The 22,158-nt window shown below is 37.1% G+C and carries 25 protein-coding genes, 1 pseudogene and 2 riboswitches; of the genes and pseudogenes, 20 read left to right on the top strand and 6 right to left on the bottom strand.

Annotated elements, in window-relative coordinates; translation table 11 throughout:
• The first annotated feature begins 3 nt into the window (after positions 1–3).
• The 6 genes from MKZ18_RS16890 (at position 4) to MKZ18_RS16865 (ending at position 6,495) form a co-directional block, all read left to right on the top strand.
• Entirely contained in the window at positions 4–180 is a 177-nt protein-coding gene (locus MKZ18_RS16890; protein WP_167556106.1) for a hypothetical protein, read from the top strand.
• A gap of 129 nt (positions 181–309) precedes the next feature.
• Positions 310–1,830 (top strand): rhomboid family protein, encoded by a 1,521-nt coding sequence (locus MKZ18_RS16885; RefSeq protein WP_061785788.1) that lies wholly within the window; start codon positions 310–312, stop codon positions 1,828–1,830.
• Positions 1,831–1,946: 116 nt separating this feature from the next.
• Positions 1,947–2,147, top strand: coding sequence for a YqgQ family protein (locus tag MKZ18_RS16880; protein ID WP_025911569.1), 201 nt, complete (start codon positions 1,947–1,949; stop codon positions 2,145–2,147).
• Positions 2,148–2,155: 8 nt separating this feature from the next.
• Positions 2,156–3,121 (top strand): ROK family glucokinase, encoded by a 966-nt coding sequence (locus MKZ18_RS16875; protein WP_025911568.1) that lies wholly within the window; start codon positions 2,156–2,158, stop codon positions 3,119–3,121.
• Positions 3,122–3,410: 289 nt separating this feature from the next.
• Positions 3,411–5,315: an LTA synthase family protein gene (locus MKZ18_RS16870; protein ID WP_163070575.1), complete on the top strand. Its 1,905-nt coding sequence runs from the start codon at positions 3,411–3,413 to the stop codon at positions 5,313–5,315.
• A 271-nt stretch (positions 5,316–5,586) separates the two neighbouring features.
• Positions 5,587–6,495, top strand: coding sequence for a M14 family metallopeptidase (locus MKZ18_RS16865; protein ID WP_231882726.1), 909 nt, complete (start codon positions 5,587–5,589; stop codon positions 6,493–6,495).
• Positions 6,496–6,551: 56 nt separating this feature from the next.
• Here MKZ18_RS16865 and MKZ18_RS16860 read toward each other — a convergent pair whose 3' ends face one another.
• Positions 6,552–6,725: a DUF2759 domain-containing protein gene (locus MKZ18_RS16860; protein ID WP_025911564.1), complete on the bottom strand. Its 174-nt coding sequence runs from the start codon at positions 6,723–6,725 to the stop codon at positions 6,552–6,554.
• Between the two features lie 196 nt (positions 6,726–6,921).
• Here MKZ18_RS16860 and MKZ18_RS16855 point away from each other — a divergent pair, with 196 nt between their 5' ends.
• Complete coding sequence (locus MKZ18_RS16855; RefSeq protein ID WP_025911563.1) at positions 6,922–7,554, top strand: MBL fold metallo-hydrolase; 633 nt, start codon at positions 6,922–6,924, stop codon at positions 7,552–7,554.
• A gap of 42 nt (positions 7,555–7,596) precedes the next feature.
• Here the strand turns inward: MKZ18_RS16855 and MKZ18_RS16850 are convergent, their stop codons facing one another.
• Positions 7,597–7,836 carry a DUF2626 domain-containing protein gene (locus tag MKZ18_RS16850; protein WP_025911561.1) on the bottom strand — a complete coding sequence of 80 codons (240 nt, stop codon included), beginning with the start codon at positions 7,834–7,836 and terminating at the stop codon, positions 7,597–7,599.
• A 279-nt stretch (positions 7,837–8,115) separates the two neighbouring features.
• Here MKZ18_RS16850 and MKZ18_RS16845 point away from each other — a divergent pair, with 279 nt between their 5' ends.
• The 8 genes from MKZ18_RS16845 (at position 8,116) to comGG (ending at position 12,700) form a co-directional block, all read left to right on the top strand.
• The gene (locus MKZ18_RS16845; protein WP_061784685.1) at positions 8,116–8,499 is read left to right on the top strand and encodes a Spx/MgsR family RNA polymerase-binding regulatory protein; all 384 of its coding nucleotides are present in this window, start codon (positions 8,116–8,118) and stop codon (positions 8,497–8,499) included.
• A gap of 216 nt (positions 8,500–8,715) precedes the next feature.
• A complete protein-coding gene (gene comGA / locus MKZ18_RS16840; protein ID WP_025911559.1) occupies positions 8,716–9,774 on the top strand; it encodes a competence type IV pilus ATPase ComGA in 1,059 nt (352 codons plus the stop codon).
• Positions 9,755–10,813 (top strand): competence type IV pilus assembly protein ComGB, encoded by a 1,059-nt coding sequence (comGB, locus tag MKZ18_RS16835; protein WP_025911558.1) that lies wholly within the window; start codon positions 9,755–9,757, stop codon positions 10,811–10,813. The genes comGA and comGB overlap by 20 nt, the downstream gene beginning before the upstream one ends.
• Positions 10,814–10,826: 13 nt before the next feature.
• Positions 10,827–11,138: a competence type IV pilus major pilin ComGC gene (gene comGC / locus MKZ18_RS16830; protein ID WP_025911556.1), complete on the top strand. Its 312-nt coding sequence runs from the start codon at positions 10,827–10,829 to the stop codon at positions 11,136–11,138.
• Between the two features lies 1 nt (position 11,139).
• Positions 11,140–11,574 carry a competence type IV pilus minor pilin ComGD gene (comGD, locus tag MKZ18_RS16825; protein WP_061784684.1) on the top strand — a complete coding sequence of 145 codons (435 nt, stop codon included), beginning with the start codon at positions 11,140–11,142 and terminating at the stop codon, positions 11,572–11,574.
• Positions 11,558–11,893: a type II secretion system protein gene (locus MKZ18_RS16820; RefSeq protein WP_025911553.1), complete on the top strand. Its 336-nt coding sequence runs from the start codon at positions 11,558–11,560 to the stop codon at positions 11,891–11,893. The genes comGD and MKZ18_RS16820 overlap by 17 nt, the downstream gene beginning before the upstream one ends.
• The gene (comGF, locus tag MKZ18_RS16815) at positions 11,890–12,318 is read left to right on the top strand and encodes a competence type IV pilus minor pilin ComGF (RefSeq protein WP_025911552.1); all 429 of its coding nucleotides are present in this window, start codon (positions 11,890–11,892) and stop codon (positions 12,316–12,318) included. The genes MKZ18_RS16820 and comGF overlap by 4 nt, the downstream gene beginning before the upstream one ends.
• Positions 12,281–12,700 (top strand): competence type IV pilus minor pilin ComGG, encoded by a 420-nt coding sequence (gene comGG / locus MKZ18_RS16810; protein ID WP_061784683.1) that lies wholly within the window; start codon positions 12,281–12,283, stop codon positions 12,698–12,700. The genes comGF and comGG overlap by 38 nt, the downstream gene beginning before the upstream one ends.
• A 50-nt stretch (positions 12,701–12,750) precedes the next feature.
• Here the strand turns inward: comGG and MKZ18_RS16805 are convergent.
• A pseudogene (locus MKZ18_RS16805) lies at positions 12,751–13,376 on the bottom strand (cupin domain-containing protein).
• A gap of 144 nt (positions 13,377–13,520) precedes the next feature.
• Between MKZ18_RS16805 and MKZ18_RS16800 the strand changes: the two are divergent.
• Positions 13,521–13,712, top strand: a complete 192-nt coding sequence (locus MKZ18_RS16800; RefSeq protein WP_025911548.1) for a YqzE family protein — start codon at positions 13,521–13,523, stop codon at positions 13,710–13,712.
• A 37-nt stretch (positions 13,713–13,749) separates the two neighbouring features.
• Here MKZ18_RS16800 and MKZ18_RS16795 read toward each other — a convergent pair whose 3' ends face one another.
• Entirely contained in the window at positions 13,750–14,571 is an 822-nt protein-coding gene (locus tag MKZ18_RS16795; protein ID WP_025911547.1) for a YqhG family protein, read from the bottom strand.
• The gene (locus tag MKZ18_RS16790) at positions 14,558–16,234 is read right to left on the bottom strand and encodes a DEAD/DEAH box helicase (RefSeq protein WP_144594223.1); all 1,677 of its coding nucleotides are present in this window, start codon (positions 16,232–16,234) and stop codon (positions 14,558–14,560) included. Before MKZ18_RS16790 ends, MKZ18_RS16795 begins: the two co-directional genes overlap by 14 nt.
• A 186-nt stretch (positions 16,235–16,420) precedes the next feature.
• Positions 16,421–16,509: riboswitch (glycine riboswitch) on the top strand.
• A gap of 3 nt (positions 16,510–16,512) precedes the next feature.
• A riboswitch (glycine riboswitch) is annotated at positions 16,513–16,594 on the top strand.
• A 106-nt stretch (positions 16,595–16,700) separates the two neighbouring features.
• Between MKZ18_RS16790 and gcvT the strand changes: the two genes are divergently transcribed.
• From gcvT to gcvPB, 3 genes are read left to right on the top strand one after another with little or no spacing between them, the layout of a single operon-like run.
• Positions 16,701–17,789, top strand: coding sequence for a glycine cleavage system aminomethyltransferase GcvT (gene gcvT / locus MKZ18_RS16785; RefSeq protein ID WP_144594225.1), 1,089 nt, complete (start codon positions 16,701–16,703; stop codon positions 17,787–17,789).
• Positions 17,790–17,820: 31 nt separating this feature from the next.
• Positions 17,821–19,167, top strand: a complete 1,347-nt coding sequence (gene gcvPA, locus MKZ18_RS16780; protein WP_061784680.1) for an aminomethyl-transferring glycine dehydrogenase subunit GcvPA — start codon at positions 17,821–17,823, stop codon at positions 19,165–19,167.
• Positions 19,160–20,623, top strand: a complete 1,464-nt coding sequence (gcvPB, locus tag MKZ18_RS16775; RefSeq protein ID WP_025911541.1) for an aminomethyl-transferring glycine dehydrogenase subunit GcvPB — start codon at positions 19,160–19,162, stop codon at positions 20,621–20,623. The genes gcvPA and gcvPB overlap by 8 nt, the downstream gene beginning before the upstream one ends.
• A gap of 44 nt (positions 20,624–20,667) precedes the next feature.
• On the opposite strand, the gene MKZ18_RS16770 is transcribed toward gcvPB, so the two are convergent.
• On the bottom strand, positions 20,668–21,042 hold the full coding sequence (locus MKZ18_RS16770; protein ID WP_025911539.1) for a rhodanese-like domain-containing protein: 375 nt from the start codon (positions 21,040–21,042) through the stop codon (positions 20,668–20,670).
• Between the two features lie 224 nt (positions 21,043–21,266).
• Here MKZ18_RS16770 and MKZ18_RS16765 point away from each other — a divergent pair, with 224 nt between their 5' ends.
• Entirely contained in the window at positions 21,267–22,100 is an 834-nt protein-coding gene (locus MKZ18_RS16765; protein ID WP_025911538.1) for a lipoate--protein ligase family protein, read from the top strand.
• Positions 22,101–22,158 lie beyond the last annotated feature (58 nt).

Here is a 22,158-nt window from a genome sequence, read left to right as displayed (position 1 = left end):
GAAATGAAACGTTTTATAGGATGGCTTAGTGTACTTTTAATCGGTTATGTTGTATATCAAATAAGATATCGTTTAGTTAACGTGTTTTTTCGTAATTCGTTTTTACGTAGCTTAGCAGTTCGTTCATTTTTTAATATGCCTTACGTGCGGGAGCGTTTAATGAATCAAGTGTTTCGCTAAATGCAACGCATAATAAAAGCACTTTATAAGTCCACTTATAAAGTGCTTTTATTATGCAGAGAAAAGATTGATTTTTTAAGGTTTTTTTGCGATGGTAATAAAGAGAAAATAATAGGGAGTGCATAATGGATGTCAGCCATGCAAGATTATTATTATTGGTCCTTGGTTCATGCAGTACAACATAATAAAGAATGTTCGATTATACATACGAATCGTGATGGAACAGAAGTGTGGTTTGATTGTAAAGTACACGGTGAAAAAACAACGTTTCGAGTGGCGCGTAAAAGCTTTAGCTGGGAGAACGATCTTCAAAAAGATCAAGTGCTAGCGTTCGAGCGTGCTGAGGGACTACGAAAGCAACGGTTTCAGCGTAGAATAATCTTTCATAATATATACATAATAGATTTTGAACCTTTGCAATACGATGGAAGAGAGCAAAAAGATCTTCAGTTAAAAAAGGTGAAGGTGAAATTAGAAAGGTATGTGGGAGAGCAAGTTTATGAAATAGAGTCGCTATTTTCACATTTAGACTTAGCAGTACCAAATGTTGAAGGGTATTCAGAAGAACAATTTCTTCATCAAGCTCATCAAATACGCTATGAAGTGTTAAGTCAGATGAATACAGAGCGTAAAGAAGAAGAGAGGTTGTTTCAATATGGAAAGCCTTTCTTTACATACATTTTTCTTGTTGCTCAAATTTTAATGTTTCTATTTTTAGAGTGGAAAGGAAGTAGCGAAGATCCGTTAACTCTCATTGAGTATGGTGCAAAGTACAATCCTCTTATTTTAGAGGGAGAGTGGTGGCGTTTCTTTACGCCAATCATTATACATATTGGTGTTTTTCATCTATTAATGAACAGCTTAGCTCTTTATTATTTAGGAACGTTAGTAGAAAGAATGTATGGTAGCGCACGCTTTTTGTTCATCTATATAGCAGCAGGCTTTGCAGGCGTTTTAGGAAGCTTTGTATGGACTTCAAACTTATCAGCAGGAGCTTCAGGCGCAATATTTGGCTGCTTTGGTGCGCTACTTTTTTTAGCACGTACAAATCCAAGAGTCTTCTTTCGGACAATTGGTTATAATGTGTTAGCTCTTATCGTCATTAACCTTATCTTTGGTTTAGTAGTACCAGGAATTGATAATGCAGGACATATCGGTGGGCTTGTTGGTGGATTCTTAGCTGCCAGCATTGTTAGTTTGCCGAAAAAACCAAAGTTATACGTACAGATACCAGCATTTGTATCAACCGTATTGCTCGTACTGGGCTTGTTATACTATGGTTTTTCTATTCGAACAACAACAGCAGACGAGCCCTACGCTCTCAGCTTAGCAAGCGAGTATATTAAACAAAAAAAATATGAAGTAGCAATTAAATCGTTAGATAGCTTTGTAGAACGGGATACAAACAATGCATTGATTTACTATTTAAGAGGATATGCTTACACTGAACTAAAAGAATATGAACGAGCGGAACAAGAGCTAAAAGAATCTGTGAGGTTAGACTCTAACTTTCATGAAGGCTACTACTACTTAGCTCTATTGAATGCAGAGTTAAATCATGTGGATGAAGCAAAGGAAAACGTAGAAAAGGCATTAGAAATAGAACCAGCTAACAAAGAATATCAAGATTTACAACGGAAATTAAATTGATAAAAATAGACAGAGTACTTAAGATTTTCTGCTTTACTATTGTGAGAACGTTTACTAAAATAAACTAGATAGGATTAAATGGTCTCATTATTTTATGACTATATGCAGGTGAAGAGATGAACACGTTATACGATGTGCAACAACTTTTAAAATCGTTTGGAATTGTTATATATATTGGTAATCGTCAAGCTGATATAGAGTTAATGGAAACAGAGATACGAGAGCTATATCAATCAAAGTTGATTGAAACACAAGATTATCAAATGGCAATTTTATTGCTTAGACAAGAATTACAAAAACAAAAGGAAAAAGGATGAGTAAAAAAATGGATGATAAATGGTTAGTTGGTGTTGACTTAGGCGGTACAACAATTAAGATGGCTTTTGTTAATCAATACGGAGAAGTGATTCATAAATGGGAAATTCCAACGGATATTAGCGAACAGGGGCGAAAAATCCCAACGGATATTGCAAAAGCAATCGACAAAGAAGTCGTGAACTTAGGAGAAAGCAAGTCGAAACTTATGGGGATTGGTATCGGTGCTCCAGGTCCAGTGAATTTTGCAAACGGTTCGATTGAAGTAGCAGTTAACTTAGGGTGGGAAAAATTCCCTATTAAAGATATTCTAGAAGTGGAAACTTCTTTGCCTGTAGTAGTGGACAATGATGCAAACATTGCGGCAATTGGTGAAATGTGGAAAGGTGCAGGAGACGGAGCGAAAGATTTACTATGCGTAACGCTTGGAACAGGTGTAGGAGGAGGGGTTATTGCAAACGGTGAAATCGTTCAAGGAGTAAACGGTGCGGCTGGTGAAATTGGACATATTACATCGGTGCCTGAGGGTGGAGCGCCATGTAACTGTGGGAAAACAGGCTGTTTAGAAACAATTGCTTCTGCAACAGGTGTTGTTCGATTAGCGATGGAAGCAGTGGTGAATACGGATAAGTCAAGCACCCTTCGTACACTTCTAGATGAGCATGATCAAATTACTGCTAAAGACGTTTTTGATGCTGCCCGTGCAAACGATGAATTAGCTGGAGAAGTGGTTGACAAAGTGGCGTTTCATTTAGGACTAGCACTTGCAAATTCGGCTAACGCATTGAACCCCGAGAAAATTGTCCTTGGAGGCGGTGTATCACGTGCAGGAGATGTGTTGCTCGATCCAGTGAAGTCTTACTTTAAAAAGTTTGCGTTCCCAAGAGTAGCTGAAGGAGCAGAGTTGGCAATTGCTACACTTGGTAATGATGCAGGAATTATTGGTGGGGCATGGTTAGTTAAAACATATGTATAAATAGGCGTAAACTAAAAAAAGAGAATGGTAGACGGTTCTACCACTCTCTTTTTTATGTAAAATAAAAGAAGGATTATCTTATCTCTTTGGTAAATTATCTTAATTATGTTTTTTGAAACTTTTTAGAAGAAAAAACGTAGAAAAAGAGAAGTATCTAATCTGATTATAACATTTCAATTATAAAGGTAATATGTTATAAATTATTTGCTTTTTTGTAAAAAAAACATTAAGATTAGGGTCGTTATATGACATTTACGGTGTCTGAAAACAGTGGATAAGGAGGTCCTTGATGAAAGACAAAATTTCATTGTCAAAGTTGTCGTTTATTCTTACTGCTGTCGTTTTGCTTTGGATAAAAACATATATTGTTTATAAAACACAGTTTGATATTACAATTGAGAATTCGACACAAGAGTTTCTATTGTTTATAAACCCACTGAGCTTTTTATTGCTTATTCTAGGGGCAGGTTTATTCTTTAAAACACGTAAAGGAGCTAAGGCTTACGTTTTAACTACTAGTTTCATAGTTTCCTTTATTTTATTTGCAAACGTAATGTTCTATCGTTTCTTTAATGATTTCTTAACGTTACCCGTTCTTTTTCAAACAAGTAACATGGGAGACTTAGGAAATAGTGCGTTTGAGTTGTTTAAATTTACGGATGTTTTAATGTTCGTAGACGTAATTTTCCTAGCAGTCCTTGCTTCTTTATTTAAAGCAAACAATAAAGTAGACGAGCCGACTACTCGTAAAACAAGGTTTGCTTTTTATATTGCAGTGGTGGCCGTATTTATTTCAAACTTGGCTTTAGCTGAAACAGAACGTCCAGAACTATTAACTCGTGCATTTGATCGTGAAATGCTGGTGAAAAATATCGGTACGTACAACTATCATATTTACGATATTGTACTGCAGTCAAAGACAAAAGCCCAACGAGCATTTGCTGATAGTAGCGAATTTGTTGAAACAGAAAATTATTTAAAAGCAAATCAAAAAGAGCCAAACCCTGATATGTTTGGAAAAGCAAAAGGGAAAAACGTAATTGTTGTTTCACTAGAGTCTACTCAAAGTTTTGTTGTAAATAATACGATAAACGGTGAAGAAGTTACGCCGTTTTTGAATGACTTTATTGAAGAGAGCTATTACTTTGATAATTTCTATCACCAAACAGGACAAGGAAAGACTGCTGATAGTGAGTTCTTATTAGACAATTCACTGTACCCACTAGGGCGTGGATCGGTATTCTTTACGCATGGAACTAATGAATTTAATGCAACGCCTGAAATATTAAAAGAAGAAGGTTACTACTCTGCTGTTTTCCACGCAAATAACAGTAGCTTCTGGAACCGAGATATTGTATACCCTAACTTTGGTTACGATCGATTCTTTAATATTAATGATTACAACGTAACAGATGAAAATTCTGTAGGATGGGGCTTAAAGGACAAAGAATTCTTTGAACAATCTGTGGAACACATGAAAACATTACCACAGCCTTTTTATTCAAAATTCATTACGTTAACAAACCACTTCCCATTTGAGCTAGATGAAGAAGATCGAATGGTTGATGAGTATGATTCAAACAGTCGCACGTTAAATCGCTACTTCCCAACATTACGTTATCAAGATGAAGCGTTTAAACAATTTATTCAAAAGTTAAAAGACGAAGGATTGTATGAGGATTCAATTATCGTTGTATATGGTGACCACTATGGTATTTCACAAAACCATAACGCAGCAATGGAAAAATATCTAGGAAAAGAAGTAACACCTTATGTATGGACACAGCTACAGCGAGTGCCTATGGCGATTCATATTCCTGGAGAAACTGATAATAAAACAATCTCAAAAGTTTCAGGCCAAGTTGATTTAAAACCAACTATTTTACACTTATTAGGTATAACTACGGATAATCACGTTCAATTTGGAACAGATATGTTTTCCGAGGATAAGTTAGACTTTACTGTCCTTCGTGACGGAAGTTTTATTACAGATAAGTACGTGTATACTAGTGATAAATGTTACGATAAGTCTACTGAGCAGGAAACAGATAGAAGTAACTGTGAACCTTATATGGAAAAAGCAAAGCAAGAGTTAGATTACTCCGACCAGATTGTATATGGAGATCTTCTACGTTTCTATGATGGAACAACTTATCGTCCAGATAAAAAGCAAGAAGAAACTGATAAGAAATAAGAAAAAAGAGACTGAGACATAAGTAGTTCAGTCCTTACTATACCTGAACGATTGAGAGTTCATAACTTTTAATCGTTCAGGTTTTTTTGGTTGATTGTGAAAACAATGTTGGAAACAGGGTGCAATGGAACGAACGTGTTGAGACAAACTAAAGAGATGGGAACAGCTAGTGTTCGTCTTTTAGAAGCAATCATTTTGTTATGTCCCAAACTCTTTTTTTGTTCATTCTCCATCATAGTTTTAACATATAGATAATAAAGAGGAGCGTGATATGATGACCATTGTGAATGAATGTATTCCTTATAACTATGAGCGAACGATAACTGACCTCTATCGATTAATTTCTAAGTACCCTTATGGAAGGATTGAAAGTATTGGAAGAAGCGTACTTGGAAAACAGATTCCACATCTACTCATTGGTCATGGAAGCCATGTTGTACATATAAATGCTTCATTTCATGCGAACGAGTGGATTACAACAAACGCACTAATGAAATTTCTAGAAACGTATTTACGAGCCATTTATCGAGGAGAACGCGTTGCTGGAATTGATGCTCAGCTTTTATATGAAAATATTACTTTATCTATTGTACCAATTGTAAATCCAGACGGTGTTAACTTAGTTATAGATGGAATTAATGCACATGAGGCGTACTCAGCGTTTATTCCTTATATAGGAAGGGAGGTTAATGATTTTCAGGGGTGGAAAGCAAACATTAGAGGGGTGGATTTAAATAATCAATTCCCTGCATATTGGGAGATTGAAAGAGAACGTAAAATTCCAAAGTCACCACACTTTCGAGATTTCCCTGGCTATGCTCCTTTATCTGAACCTGAGGCTAAAGCGATGGTTCAGGTTGCAAAACGATATCAATTTGACTGTGTAATTGCGCTGCATACCCAAGGTGAAGAGTTTTACTGGGGATATATGAACAAAGAGCCAATGGAAGCGAAAGAGATGGCGGAGTATTTTGAGAAAGTGAGCGGATACCGAGCAGTGAGAACAATTGATAGTCACGCGGGGTATAAGGATTGGTTCATTCTTGAAACTGGAAAGTTAGGCTTCACGCTTGAACTTGGTAAAGGAATTAACCCAATTCCTTTATCGCAGTTTCACATTTTATATCCAAAAACAGAATCAATTCTTGCTAATGCAATGAATATCCTTGCATGTAAATAAAATATAATCGTAATAAAAGCGCCTATCAAAGAGGCGCTTTTCTTTATACTCATTCGTTAATGAGCTGCTGGATATCCATGATGTAAAATAGTCATAACCGTAAACCAACCAAATACAGCAAACGTTGCCACAGCAAAGCCTACTCCAAGGAAGTTTTTATTGCGCAAAGATGAAATAGCGGCAAAAATACCTAATAATGTTGTTAAGCCTAATATAATCATTAGTCCCATGAAACAACCTCCTTATTTGTAAGGATTGAAAGTAAAGCGCTAACATACTTCTAACTTCTTTATTGTAAAACTTTTCTAACGATTTGTCGAGGTGGAAAATTAGCAAAACAATGTTCTAGGGTTTTCATTTCCCTAGATTTATGTGTATGATAAAGCATAGAGACAATGAACTGAGAAAGATAAGGAGGCGCTGCTGATGAAATATCATCGCGTACCATTAGGACCTATACAAACAAACTGTTATTTACTTGTGAATGATGACAAAGAATGCTTAATTGTTGACCCAGGCGGCGAAGGAAAAAAACTTAATCAACTCATACATAAGCAACAATATAAACCACAAGCAGTGGTATTAACTCATGCACACTTTGATCATATTGGTGGAGTGGACGAAGTAGCATCACATTTCTCTATCCCTATATATGTTCATAAAAAAGAAAAATCTTGGTTAAAAGACCCAGCAGTAAATGGTTCCACTTTTTTTGGTCTAGGAGAAGTAACTGTTCAATCTGATGTGACGCTGTTTGCCGGAGAGGGCAGCACAACAATTGGGTCATTTTCGTTTGAATTATATGAAACGCCAGGTCACTCGCCAGGGAGCGTATCTCTTTACTTTAAAGAAGCAGAGTTAGTTATTTCAGGAGATGCACTGTTTGAAGGAAGTGTTGGGCGTACCGATTTACATGATGGAAATCATGAACAGTTGCTGAAGAGCATTCATACAAAGCTTTTGGTACTGCCTGAAGAAACGTTAGTTTTATCTGGGCATGGTGGAGAAACAACAATTGGTCAGGAAATGGATCACAATCCGTTTTTAAATGGATTTTAAAAAAGAAGCAGCGATGAATCCATCGCTGCTTCTTTTTTATCATTATTGTCCGCCTGGCGTCATCATAAATGTACTCCAGTAAGTAAACCCTACAAAGAATACTGTTAAATAAGCACCAAACACATAGATGTACATACGTTCTGATAGTTTTAAATAGCTTAGTAAGACAAAAAAACCTGTTTGAGCTAAAAAGAGCAAGGATGTTTGTGGCATATGTCCAAGGTAAAACATGACTGCAAAGATCCCTGTCCAAAACCCCATTACACGGTACATACGTTCCATGTTTGTTGCCTCCTTTATCCCACTTGTCAATTATTGATTATAAAGTACAATTTATCCAATTGTAAATATAATCTAAGCATGCTTGTTGAAATTGTGTAGAAAGATAAGTAATTCTTTTCCATTATAGTACATTTATTGTTTGATGAAAACGTTATCTTTTTTGTTCAGCGAATCTTTTTGAAAAAAAGCATAAAAATAAAACAAAATAGTGTACAATATTTATACAAAACATGTACGATGTGTATAAATTGATTAAACGACCTTACAGGAGGATATAAAATGGAATCAGTTATGTTTTATACGTATCCAAGTTGTACATCTTGTCGTAAGACGAAAAAATGGCTTGTAAAGCAAGAAGTTAATTTCAATCAGCGCCACCTCTTTCGCGAAACTCCTACTTATGAAGAGATGCTTGAATTATTATCAATGACAACTGAAGGTATTGATGAAATTTTAGCTAAGCGGAGTCAAGAATATAAAAATTTAGATGTCGATGTAGAAAGCATGACGATTTCGGAAGTCGTTCATTTGTTAATGGAGCAACCAAGACTTCTTAGAAGACCCATTTTAACAGATGGTAAAAAGCTTGTAGTAGGATACAATGAATCCGCGTTAAAAAACCTCGTAAAAAAGCAAAAAAAGGTTTCATCAATGGTGGGATGATGAGAGTTGTTATGGTAGATGGATAAGCGATAACGATTGAAGGTAAATAAATCGTTATCGTTTTTTTGTGCTTTATGAAAAAATTAGTTCCGAGCCAATCGTTTAAAAAGGAAGAAAAAATTTTAAAAAAAGAAGGAATTTCACTAAATAAGTCGAATTTCAACTAACACTACCAAGAAATATGCTTAAATATGACAGAATAAGGAGAGATGCTCATTGAATGAAATTGAACAATTAGCCACACGCATGATTCGTGAAGCATGTGAGATGAAGAGCTCGGATATTCACATTATCCCTCGAGCTAGAGATGCCATAATTCAGCTAAGAGTTGATCAAGATTTGGTTGCTCATCAAACGCTCCCAAAAGAGGTATCTGAACGACTCATTTCCCACTTTAAATTTTTAGGGAGCATGGATATTGGTGAAAGACGAAAGCCTCAAAATGGTGCACTGTCTACAACAATCGATCATATTAAAGTTAATCTACGTTTATCCACTTTACCTACATTGCAGGATGAAAGTCTCGTTATTCGTGTATTACCCCAAACGCAAACAACTTCTCTTAAATATTTATCACTTTTTCAAAATCATACCAAAAAACTTATTTCACTGCTTAAGCATTCACATGGATTAATTGTGTTTACTGGGCCAACAGGGTCCGGTAAAACAACAACTTTGTATACGTTACTTCATGAGGTCAACCATTTATTAAATCGAAATGTCATTACGCTTGAAGATCCAATTGAACAGCAGAGTGAAAAAGTACTGCAGGTACAAGTGAATGAACGAGCTGGCATCACGTATGCAACAGGTTTAAAAGCAATTTTACGTCATGACCCTGATATTATTATGGTCGGGGAAATCCGCGACGCTGAAACAGCTCAAATTGCGGTTCGCGCAGCTTTAACCGGTCATCTAGTACTGACAACTATGCATACGAAAGATACAAAAGGCTCTATTTATCGATTGCTTGAGTTTGGTGTTAGTATTCAAGAAATTGAACAAACGTTGGTAGCCGTAGCTGCACAGCGATTAGTCGAAATAAAATGTAATTTTTGTGAAGGAAGATGTCATCCGCTATGTAAGAAAGAGCGTTTAAATAGACAGGCTAGCGTGTATGAGCTTCTATATGGAAGGGAAGTAAACGAAGTAATTAATGAAGTGAAAGGAAAGGAATTTCAATATGATTATGCACGACTAAGAGATGCAATTCGAAAAGGTATTGCGCTTGGGTATTTGTATTCACATGCGCTAGATGGGTGGGGGTCTTATTAAACGAAAGACATCAAACAAACATTGGGGACTTTCCAAACAAGCTAAAGTTTTAAGTCAGTTATCGAAGCTTGTTGAAAAAGGATATACGCTATCTCAAGCTTTATCGTTTATAGCATTCCAGCTATCAGCGAAGCAGCGTAGCGATGTGGATGCTTGTTTAATGGCAATGCGTCAAGGCGAGTCTTTGCACAGCTGTCTTCTAAAACTGAAGTTTCACCGAGACGTATTAAGCTACCTTTATTTTGCTGAACAGCATGGAGATCTTCATTTTGCGCTAAAAGAAAGTAGTCATATGCTAAGTGAGAAGATAAAAAACAAGAAACGATTTCAAAAGCTAGTACAATATCCACTTTTACTTTTAAGTTTCATCCTTGGGATTTTATTTATATTAAGCACCGTTTTGTTACCGCATTTTCAGTCTCTTTATAAAACAATGGGACACGAACAATCACCATTTCTTCTTATCTTTATGTCGACTATGTCTTACTTTCCACACGCACTTCTTGGAATCTCTGGAACCTTGTTGCTAATAGGAGGTCTGTATCTTATTAGTACAAAAAAGCTTGCTCCTGTAAAGAAAATGAACATTTTGATGAAAATTCCTTTTATGAAGCAGTTCACTAAGCTGTTTAACTCCTATTTTTTCGCGGTTCATACGAGTAATTTATTAAAAGGTGGACTATCAATTTATGAGTGTCTCTCGCTCTTTCAGCTGCAGCAACACTATCCTTTTTTTAGAGAAGAAGCTAAGCTTTTCACAACAGAACTTGCCGCTGGAAAATCTCTTAATCAAATTTTACAAACACGTCCTTATTATCAAAAAGATTTAGCAGAGGTCGTTGTTCATGGACAAAAAAATGGGGATTTAGCAAAAGAATTGTACGACTACAGCCTATATATGGTTGAGAGAATGGAAGAATGGGTTTTTCACATTCTCAAATATGTTCAGCCCATTACGTTCGCCTTTATTGGTATCGTTATTCTACTTATGTATATGTCAGTCATGATGCCAATGCTAGAAATTATGTCGAGTTTATAAAGGGGATTCAAACATGTTAAAAAATGAGAAAGGTTTTACTTTAATTGAGATGCTCATTGTTATGTTAGTTATTACAGTGCTATTGCTTATTATGGTGCCAAATGTATTAAAGCATAACGCTGTTATTAACAATAAAGGATGCTCGGCTTTAGTGAAAACAGTGGAAGCACAAGTGCAGGTGTATGAGCTTGAAAACGGAACAAAGCCTACTTTAAACGAGCTTGAAAGCGGAGGATACTTAAAAGAAGGAACGGTGTGTCCAAATGGTTCGAAAATTACAATAGGTACGGATGGACGCGTATCAGCGAGTGATGGAAACTCGTAAAATGAATCAAAAAGGCTTTACGCTAATCGAGTCCTTAATCGTGTTAGCCATTGTGCAAGTTATGGTGTTAATCATCGTCATCAATTTAAAACCTCTTATGGCCCACTATCAGTTAACCTCATTTTTACGACAACTTCAAGCAGATACCTTTTATACGCAACAAATAGCCATCACTACTCAGCGTCCGGCAAGGCTTACATTTGAGCCAACCAACTCCCGATATTTGTTGCTTAAGATTGGAGCTGAAAGGCCCATTATGCAAAGAGGTTATCATTCGAATATTCGCGTTGTGTTTAGCAGTGGTACAAGTTCGATTCAATACAATGAGCAAGGAAATATTTCGCAGGCAAAAAGTTTGTTTATTTCAAGTAACAAAGAAACATATAAGGTCACGTTCCAAATTGGAAGAGGACGCTTTTATGTTACGAAAATATAATAATCAAACAGGCTTCACATTACTGGAAATGCTAGTAGCATTCAGTGCGCTGATTATGCTCACCGCTGTGATTGTTCCTTTATATATTCAAGCAATACAAGCTGAAAAAGATAAGAAGCGAATGTATGTAGGAGATGCGCTTTTGTATGAAAAAGTCATGACGGATGCTGATCAAAAGCACTTACTCTCTGAAAAGAGGATGTATAACGGGGTTGAATACCTCCTTGTATTCAAAGAAGAACCGGTTCCAAAGTGGTGTGTTTCTTGGAAAAGAACTAATCAGAAAATCATAGAAAGATGTGAATCTACGTTAAAATGAGGAACCAAAAAGGTTTTACATTAGTAGAAATGTTGCTTAGTTTAACGATTTTCTTTGTAATAGTATCCTTTATTCCGCCTGTCTTGTCATTGGCTAACCAAAAATATGCCCCTGATGACCTAGCAACAGAAATGGAATGGGAAATCTTTATTCAGCAGTTAACAAAGGAGTATCGAAGAGCGCATCATGTTAGCGTTAACGAAAGAATTTTATCATTACGAATAGATGGAGAGCCTTTAGTTACGTATGAACCTTTTAATGATAAGGTTCGGCGTAGGGTTGACCAGAGTGGTCATGAAGTTGTCTTGCAGTTTGTGAAGTTAATTGAGTACAAATACGAAAGCAATCTGCTTCATGTTAAGGTGGTATATAAACACGGTGAAATTCATGAAACAACGATTAAAACATTTATGGATGTTGAATAAAGATAGGAAAGCGTACCAAGCGGGTTTTGCGCTTCCCTTTGTACTAGCCTTTAGTGCGCTATTTTTATTTTTACTATCCCACCAGTTGGTGTATTTTGTAACGAAAAGTACGTTTTACGCCGAAGTAAATCAGCGCTATGAATTAGACTATTTACTGCAAAAAGGAGTTCGGGATTTACAAGCAGACGTTCAAACAAATAATTTTTCACAAGAAAGCGATGGGGTACTAACTTATGATTCAGGAACCGTTAAGTACCAAATACTAAGGCAGACAGAGGATAGTGTGACTATTCAAGTTCGCTGCGCTACAAAAGAAGAAAGACAGCTTATTCATACAATTACTTTTCAGCGAGAAAGCGGTAAGGTAATTGCCTGGGTTTAGAGATAGAGCAAAAGACCTTGAGTTTATGAAGAAATCAAGGTCTTTTGTTGTTAATCATCAAATTCAACATCTTTATCATTAATTTTGATTTTTACATGATGATGTTCTACATTACGCTTTGAATGGTTAGTGAAAGGAGGTCTAATCACAACCGTTTCATCAATGGGTTCCAATGCTTGTTTAATTTGGCTTTCGTTGACATTATAAGCTTTTTGAAACACTTCAGGAGGTGTTAAGCGAAGGATGTCTGAACCTTCTGCTGATTCAAACTGGTCGTTATTAAAGAAAAGGTGAAGGTGAGCTTCTTCTGTTAATGGTTCAATCCAGTGCCACCAACCCATTGGGATAAATGCTACATTTCCTTTTTTAATACGATACGTATGCAGGGTGCTCGTATCGGGATCTATAATTGATACCTCGACTTCTCCAGAAATCACCACATCTAACTCCCAAGCATTGGGTGCCAATGAGGTTCTCTCATATAGCCTTTAGTTAAATATAAGTCTACAAAAGCTCAACCGATCATGGCAGGGAGCTGTGTAGATGTTACTTGATACGCAATGTTGTTGGTGTTTCGTTTAAATAATACGCTGTTTTGGTAGTTAAACGATAAGTTTGGTGTACCAGACGTCTTCTTAATATTCGAATTATCAGGAACAAATTCAGAATGACTCATAGTTGTTTCAACCTCTTTCTTACAAAAGAATATAACGTATCATATTATTAGTCAGGAAAGAATGTGTTACATCATCACAAAGTTTTCTTGCTTTTGATTAATAGCTTTTCGGCGAGGATATACTAGTTCGTAGGAGATGATGATGTGAAAACAAACGACTACGTGAAGTACGTAACGCAGCAGCTTGTTCAATATATGGATCAACCGAAAGAAATTCGTAAAACCAAACGAATTGAAAAGAAAAAGACACGAGATCCGTTTTTTAATAGGTGGTTTGGAATGATTCCTCTTTCATTTCAAATCTGGTATCGAAATACGAAAAAAGGTAAAAAGTAGCCTGCGCTCTTTTTACCTTTTTTATTTATAGAATGTTTTATACGAAATGACGTGAAAGGTGATGATTAACAGTTTGTTCAGACAAGTAAAACAATCCGCCGTTTACAATTTTCGTTAAAATAACAGGCTCATATAAATCTTGTAAAGCCTGTTTTTCTGTCGTATAGCTTTCGGGTAGCTCTTCCATATTCTCATAGAAATGATCTAAAAGTGCAAGGTCTTCATACCATCTTTCTTGCGCTTTTTTTGCCCAATCCATCGGCTGCTTTGAAATGTGATCTTCCACATAAGCTGATAATCTTGAAATTCCGCTTTTGGGGCGAATAATTGGCGATAGCGTAAAGCAATAATCAGGAATCTTTGACGTGAAGTTTTGTTTGGACATCATCAGCTGAAAGTTATCAAGAATCGCTCCCGTAATTAAATTTAACCCAAGCGATAGTAATTCATCTTTTTTTCGGTCACACTTATACGAAACCTTCATATTTAAAGCAAGCCAAGGCTGAAGTGAACGCTGCGATTGTGAGTGAGAATGCATTTTTTCATATAAGTGAACGAATCCTCCAAACTTTTGGGCTGACCCAAAAATTTGATGTAAACGCGGTGAGCCAAAGTGAATTTTTTCGCCTTGTACAGATGAATCATCATAAGTTGGATCGGTGATAAACGTAAGTGAAGCAGGATTAGGTTTCCCGCCTGTTTTTTCAATATAATGCCAATAAAAAGGTCGGTTCATAAGCTCTTTATCCATTTCAATAGTAAGCTGAACCTTCAAATAAGATGGGTCGTCTTCTGTCAAGTCACAGTTATGTGCCGTGAAATATTTTTTGAGAAATTGATGAATTTCAGTTTGCTGCATGCTGTTCACCTTCTTCATCTTCGTGATATTCAATAATGGATGTAAGATTGTTCATCTTAATTTTCATTTCTCCTTCACTTCGTGAATGAAGAAGAATATCTTGAATGTGATCTTCAATGTTATCAATTTCTAGTTTGGTTAAAATTTCGTCGAGCTCACCAACAACACGTTCAAATAAATTTATTTTTTCATAAAGTAGCTTTAAAATATGTTCTTCGACTGTATTCTCAATTGCTAGATTATAAATGTGCACATCATGCTGTTGACCCAGTCTATGAACGCGTCCAATTCGTTGCTCTAATCTCATTGGGTTCCAAGGTAGGTCGTAGTTAATGATATGGTGACAGAATTGAAGGTTAATTCCTTCACCTCCAGCTTCCGTTGCGATAAAAACTTGAGCATGGCTTTCAAAAAGCTGTTTCATCCAGTCTTTTTTTCCACGCTTAAATCCACCCCTAAACGGAACAGATGTAATACCGTGTTGTTTTAAATACCACTGTAAATAAAGCTGAGTTGCTCGATATTCCGTAAAAATGATGACTTTATCATTAATCTGTTGAATTAATTCAATTACCTTTTCTGCTTTCGCATTTTGAGGAACGGTTTGTACTTTTTCAAGGAGTGGTTTAAGTATCTGAGTAGCTTTTTCACTGTTTTCGTCCTCTTGGCGTTCAAGCATGCTTTTTAAGGTCATAAATACTGCTTCGCGACTGCTACAAGCTTCGCGCTGCAATGTTAAAATTGCAAAGGAACTGCTGGGTAAATTTGAATGTTGCTTAAATGAAGTGATTTGATCATACAACTCTCGTTCTTCAGATGAAAACTCAACAGGAACGGTTTGAACAATTCGTTTTGTCCATTCAATACCTGTGTCTTGCCTGCGGTTTCGAATCATCACTTTGTTAACGAGTTCCTTTAAATACTCATCATTTTGAACAGAACGTTTCTTAGCAGAAAATAAATCAGCAAAATAATCTTTGTTTCCTAGGTGGCCTGGTTTTAATAACGAAACTAAGTTGAAAATCTCTTCTACTCGATTTTGAATTGGTGTCGCTGTTAATAATAAGCAGAACTTTTTCTTTAAGCTTTGAACAAACTCATAGTTTTTTGTTTTATTATTTTTTAGTTTATGAGCTTCATCGATGATGATAAGGTCATAATCTTGTTCTAATACAATTTCGCGATGAGGAGAGCGCTTGGCTGTATCAATGGATGATACTACTACGTCGCATTGCTCCCACACGTATGTTTTCTTTTGTGGAACAGCAGGAATAAAAAATTTATGGTTAAGTTCCATTGCCCATTGGGATACAAGTGATGCTGGTACAAGAATAAGGGCTTTTTTCACAAGACCACGAATCATATATTCTTTTAAAATGAGTCCTGCTTCAATTGTCTTTCCAAGCCCCACTTCGTCAGCTAAAATCGCTTTTCCATTCATTTCTTCTACCACTTTTTTAGCTACTTCTAACTGGTGTGGATGCGGGGTTAGGTCTGTTAAATGGCGAGGTGCTTGCAGACCTTCAAATTCAGTAATTAACGTTTGCTCCTCGATTTCATATGCTAATTTATACATTTCCCAATCAGACCAAGAGCCGTCTTGCTCAAGTTTATTTAAAAAAGTAGATTCCCATGCTTCATCTTTCTTCATACTGATGTTCATCGTTAGTTTTGCTCCTTTCTGAAAGTTTTTATTGAACTGCTGAACAGAATCATGTAGGATAAAAATATATTTTAGAAAATTTAAAATAGAAAATAGATTGTCACTAAATGAACTATTTTGTTATTGATGTGTGTAAGTAATAGTTTCTTAGTAGTATGCCCAAAATTACAAACTTTATAGAGGCGAATGATGACAAGGGGAGAGACTGCTTTAAAGTGGCGCCGAAGGAGCAAACAACATGTGAATCTCTCAGGCAAAAAGACTCTTGTTGGACGCAACTCTGGAGAGCGTCTATTTCGAATAGACCACCCACGAGGCAAACCTATTTAACGGGTAAACTTTCAGGTGAAAAGGACAGAGACTTCCTGCTATACAGCAGGGAGTTCTCTGTCCTTTTTTATGTGTAAAAAAGATACGATGATTCCCCGAAACCAAAGCAAATGGCCTTATATGAGGAGGATGTTAAATGACTGAGCTAAACAAAACACCACTTTACGATGTCTATCAACAGTACGGTGGAAAGATTATTGATTTTGGAGGTTGGGCTCTTCCAGTTCAATTCTCATCTATTAAAGAAGAACATCATGCGGTTCGTACAAAAGCTGGCCTGTTCGATGTTTCTCACATGGGAGAGTTTGATGTAAAAGGGACAAATAGCTTGGCGTTTTTACAAAAAGTTATGACGAATGATGTTTCAGTATTACGTCCAGGTAAAGCACTATATACCGCAATGTGCTATGAAGATGGGGGCACAGTGGATGATCTCCTTGTTTATCAAAAAGGAGAAGATGACTACCTGCTTGTTGTAAACGCAGCAAATATTGAAAAAGACTTCGAATGGCTACAGCAGCATAAGCCAGAGGATATTGAGCTTGTAAATCGTTCAAGTGAGTTTGCTTTACTAGCTTTGCAAGGTCCAGCAGCACAAGGTGTTTTGCAGAAATTAACATATGAATCATTATCTGACTTGAAACCATTTACATTTAAAGATGATGTAGAAGTAGCAGGTGTGAGAGCGCTTGTTTCACGTACAGGCTATACAGGCGAGGATGGTTTTGAACTGTACTGTTCTGCATCAGATGTAGTAACGCTTTGGACTGAGCTTTTAAAAAATGAAGAGGTAGTTCCATGTGGATTAGGAGCACGAGATACGCTTCGTTTTGAAGCAACTTTAGCTTTATATGGTCAAGAGCTTTCAAAAGATATTACGCCAATTGAAGCACGTATCGGATTCGCAGTGAAAACGGATAAAGAAGATTTTATCGGCAAAGAGGTATTAAAGCGTCAGCGTGAAGAAGGACCAAACCGCAAGCTTGTTGGGCTTGAAATGATTGATAAAGGAATTCCACGACATGGATATGAAGTGTTTAGTGAGGAAGAAGAGATTGGCTTTGTTACAACAGGCACACAATCGCCAACTTTAAATAAAAACATTGGTCTTGCACTTATCGATGCTAAACATGCTGAGCTAGGTACAGAAGTGTATGTGCAAGTGCGAAAAAGACGTTTAAAAGCAAAAGTCGTGAAGACACCTTTTTATAAGCGTTCAAAATAATGTTGGGTAATTAAAGAGAGGGGACAAAAGAATGGTACATCGTTATTTACCAATGACATCAGAAGATCAGCAGCAAATGTTAAAGGCAATTGGCGTGTCTTCAGTGGATGAGTTGTTTTCAGATATCCCAGAAAGCGTTCGTTTCCAAGGGGAATACAATATAAAAAAAGCGGCATCAGAATCTGAGCTAGTAAAAGAGTTAACAAACTTAGCTACTAAAAATAAGAACGTAAAGGAATACGCTTCATTTTTAGGAGCAGGTGTTTATGATCACTATATGCCAATTATTGTTGATCACGTTATTTCGCGTTCAGAGTTTTACACAGCTTATACACCATATCAGCCTGAAATTTCGCAAGGAGAGCTGCAGGCTATCTTTGAATTTCAAACGATGATTTGTGAGCTAACAGGAATGGATGTTGCCAATTCATCCATGTACGATGGTGGTACAGCACTTGCTGAGGCAGCCATGTTAAGTGCAGGTCAAACGAGAAAGAAAAAAGTGTTAGTTTCAGAAACAGTTCACCCTGAATCACGAGCTGTGTTAGAAACGTACGCAGCAGGTCAGTACATTGAAGTAGTAGAAGTACCAAGCAAAGACGGCGTAACGGATCTGACGGTGCTGAAGGAGCGCATGGATGATGATGTAGCGGCTGTCATCGTTCAGTATCCAAACTTCTTTGGTCAAGTAGAACCTTTAAGAGAAATTGAAGCCATTGCTCATCAAGGAAAAGGAATGTTTGTTGTATCAAGCAATCCACTATCTCTTGGATTGTTAACTCCTCCAGGTCAGTTTGGTGCTGATATTGTTGTAGGAGATGCACAACCTTTTGGTATTCCAACACAGTTCGGTGGTCCTCACTGCGGCTACTTTGCTACAACGACAAAGTTAATGCGTAAAATTCCGGGACGCTTAGTTGGTCAAACGATTGATGAAAATGGTAAGCGCGGCTTTGTCTTAACGCTTCAAGCACGTGAGCAACATATTCGCCGTGATAAAGCAACTTCAAACATTTGTTCAAATCAAGCGTTAAATGCACTTGCAGCTTCAGTAGCGATGACTGCCTTAGGAAAGCAAGGGGTAAAGGAAATGGCTACGCAAAATTTATCAAAAACGCATTATGCATATAACGCATTAAAAGCAAGCGAAGTAGATGTTGTTTTTAATGGGGCATTTTTCAATGAGTTGGTTGTAAAACTACCTCAACCCAGTAAGGAAGTAAATCAAAAGTTATTAGCGAAGCATATCATTGGTGGCTATGATTTAGGCCGAGACTATCATGAGCTTAAGGATCACATGCTACTTGCTTTTACTGAACTCCGTACAAAAGAAGAAATCGACCAACTTGTGAAGGAATTGGGGGATCTTTATGCATAATCAACATCAATCGCTTATTTTTGAAATGAGTAAAGAAGGACGCGTTGGCTATTCATTACCAGAACTAGACGTGCCGGAAGTAACCAGTACGGAAGTGTTGCCAGCAGAATATGTACGTACCGAAGCACCAGAACTTCCAGAAGTGTCTGAGCTAGACATTATGCGTCACTATACTGCTCTTTCAAAACGTAACCATGGAGTAGACTCTGGCTTTTATCCGCTTGGTTCTTGTACAATGAAATATAATCCAAAAATTAATGAATATACAGCCCGTATTCCAGGCTTCGCTAATATTCATCCACTTCAGGATGAAGAAACGGTTCAAGGTGCTCTTGAGCTCATGTATGATTTGCAGGAGCACTTAACAGAGATTACAGGCATGGATGAAGTTACGCTTCAGCCAGCAGCAGGTGCTCATGGTGAGTGGACGGGGTTAATGATGATTCGTGCCTATCATGAAGCAAACGGTGATACGAAGCGTACGAAAGTAATCGTTCCTGATTCAGCTCATGGTACAAATCCAGCCTCGGCAACAGTAGCTGGATTTGAAACAGTTACTGTAAAATCTAATGAGCATGGTTTGGTAGACTTAGATGATCTTCGTAAAGTAGTAAACGAAGAAACAGCAGCTCTTATGTTAACAAACCCAAATACGTTAGGTCTTTTTGAAGAAGATATTTTGGAAATGGCAGAAATCGTTCATGCAGCTGGTGGTAAGCTTTATTATGACGGAGCGAACTTAAATGCTGTATTAAGCAAAGCACGACCAGGTGATATGGGCTTTGACGTTGTACATTTAAACCTTCATAAAACATTCACAGGTCCACACGGTGGTGGTGGTCCAGGTTCTGGTCCAGTTGGTGTAAAAGCAGATTTAATTCCATTTTTACCAAAACCGGTACTAGTCAAAACGGAAAGCGGCTTTACTTTCGACTACAATCGCCCACAGTCCATTGGCCGAGTTAAACCGTTTTACGGCAACTTTGGTATTAACGTACGTGCTTATACGTACATCCGCTCTATGGGTCCAGATGGTTTAAAAGCGGTAACGGAAAATGCGGTATTAAACGCAAACTACATGATGAGACGATTGTCAGAGCATTATGATTTACCGTTTGATCGTCATTGTAAGCATGAATTTGTTTTATCAGGGAAGCGGCAAAAGAAACTCGGTGTTCGCACGCTGGATATTGCGAAGCGACTGCTTGATTTTGGGTATCATCCACCGACAATTTACTTCCCTCTTATTGTCGAAGAGTGCATGATGATTGAACCAACTGAAACGGAATCAAAAGAGACGCTTGATGCGTTTATTGATGCAATGATTCAAATTGCAAAAGAAGTGGAAGAAAATCCGGAAATCGTTCAAGAAGCACCTCATACGACGGTTGTGAAGCGATTGGATGAAACGCTTGCAGCAAGAAAGCCTGTACTCCGCTATCAAAAAGAAAGTTAAAAAACAAACAGCCCCTTCATCTAAGAAGGGGCTGTTTTTGTGGTTTATTTTTTTGTTTTAATTTTGCCGTTCCAAGCTTTGAATCCGCCTTTTAGGTCATGAATCTCTTTCACACCATGCTTGCGCAAGAGCTGAGCAGCACGACCAGTTCGCATGCCACTTTGGCAGTAAATATAAACGGGTTGATCAGTACGGAACTCCTTTATACGCATACGGAACTGTGAAAGAGGAATATTTCTTGCTCCTAAAATATGTCCGTTTTCAAATTCATTTGGTTCGCGAATATCAACTAGCTGTGCTTTACGATAACCGCTGCGGAATTCTTCTTCCGTTAACGTTTTCATAATGCGACGTTGGTAAAAAAACATTACGACAGAATAAATAATAATTGCCGCAAGTACAATGATTAGTGCCCACATGTTGTTTCTTCCTTTCTTCGACAAAATACATAGTCTTATTATATAAGTGAATGAAATTAGAAGTAAAGGGATTCTTCTTGAAGTCATGATAGTTTTTACGAAAGAAAAGTAAAAAATTACTGCTTCACTTTTCTTTTCCTTCTGCTTATCTTTTGGTAGACTAAAAAACGGATTAAGTTTATTACATACGTAAATGTCTACTATACTAGTTAGGGATGAGAAAAATGAAGCAAAAATGGAGATTCATTGATTCAAAAGAACGTTCGCCATATTACAATATGGCACTTGATGAAGCGCTTTTAGAGTGGCATAGCACTGGTCAAATACCACCAACGATTCGATTTTACGGTTGGAATCCTCCAACATTATCAATTGGTTACTTTCAAAAAGCTGAAAAAGAAATCAATTTTGAACAGGTAGATAAATTAGGATTAGGATTTGTGCGTCGACCAACAGGGGGACGAGGCGTTTTGCACGACGAGGAGCTTACTTACAGCGTCATTGTATCGGAAGACTATCCAAACATGCCTAAGACGGTGACAGAGGCGTATCGTGTCATTTCAGAAGGGTTATTAGAGGGATTTCGTTCGCTGGGTCTGGAAGCATATTTTGCAATCCCTCGCACAGAAGAAGAAAAAAATAGTTTGAAAAATCCACGTTCATCTGTTTGTTTTGATGCACCTTCATGGTATGAGCTTGTGGTAGAAGGGCGTAAAATTGCTGGAAGTGCACAAACGCGTCAAAAAGGTGTAATTTTACAGCATGGTTCTATTTTATTAGAGATTGACGAAGATAAATTATTTAGCGTATTTAATTATCCAAATGATCGTGTGAAAGAGCGAATGCAGCGTGCGTTTCGTTCAAAAGCTGTTGCAATCAATGCTATTGCAGGCCGTAAAATCCAAATGGAAGAAGCGAAGGAAGCATTTTATAAAGGCTTTGCTAGCGCTTTAGATATTGACTTAGAACCTTATGAATTAACAGAACAAGAAGAGCGTTACGTAGAAGAATTAGCACAAAAGAAATATGCTTCTGTTGAATGGAATTTTAGAAGATAACGATTGCTTAGGAGCACACTATTTAAGCTGTGCCCCTAAGTATTTTATCTAGCTGAAG

The sequence above is a fragment of the Priestia sp. FSL W8-0001 genome (assembly GCF_038050335.1).
Classification (GTDB): Bacteria; Bacillota; Bacilli; order Bacillales; family Bacillaceae_H; genus Priestia; species Priestia flexa.
The sequence above is the reverse complement of the archived record's forward strand: the minus strand, read 5'-3'. Positions and strand labels throughout refer to the sequence as shown.